We start from the raw sequence: 711 nt of genomic DNA, 5'->3' as shown, positions 1-711 counted from the left end.
GCTCGGGGTGCTCGACGGGCAGCTGGGGATGCTTGACGGGCAACACCTGCTGGACCGGGTGGCGCCCCGGGCTCTGGGACTCGGCGGTCTCGATCGTCTCGGTCGTCTCGGTCATCGCGGTTGTCTCGGTGGTCCCGGCCCCAGCGGTGCTGGCGCTACCGGTGGTCCTGTCTCCACGGGTGGTGTGGGTGGTGCAGTGCGCATCGGGGTCTGCCGGGGCGGGGATGGTGTGGTGTTGGTGGCCGCGGGCGACCGCGCGGAGCCGATTCGCGATCGCTGCGGCCGCCACTGTGGGCAGTCGGGCCTCGAGGTAGCTCATGGCGTGGTCGTCGTGCTGGAGGCGTACCCATCGATCCGCCCGGGCACGGTCGCAGTCGGCCTGGTATTGGGCGGGGTCCAGGGTGGCGGTGTAGCGGCGCAGCCAGGCTCGCAGCTCACCGAGGGTCATCCTTGCCGCCGCTGCGGCGGCCGCAGAGTCGAAGTCCTCGAGGTGCGCAGCGCGGATCAGGGTGGTGGCGGTGGTGGTGATCGCGCGCAGTCGGGCGGTGTCGATGATCCCGGCCAGATAGGTCTTCCAAGTGACCGGCAGGGTGGTCCGGGCGGTGCGGGCGGCGGTCAGCATCCCGGAGGCGACCTGTTCGCTGACTCCGAGGATGTGGGCGGTGTCACCGGTGGCGGCCTCCCGCAGGGCGCGGCGGGTGTGATGGTCGA

1 protein-coding gene is annotated in these 711 nt (G+C 71.7%); it reads right to left on the bottom strand.

The window, feature by feature from the left end:
* The coding region (locus SD455_RS16635) for a DUF222 domain-containing protein (protein WP_445508749.1) at positions 1-711 on the bottom strand (711 nt) is incomplete at both ends.

Source organism: Nesterenkonia sp. K-15-9-6 (genome assembly GCF_052656005.1).
This window is presented reverse-complemented; position numbering and strand designations above follow the sequence as displayed.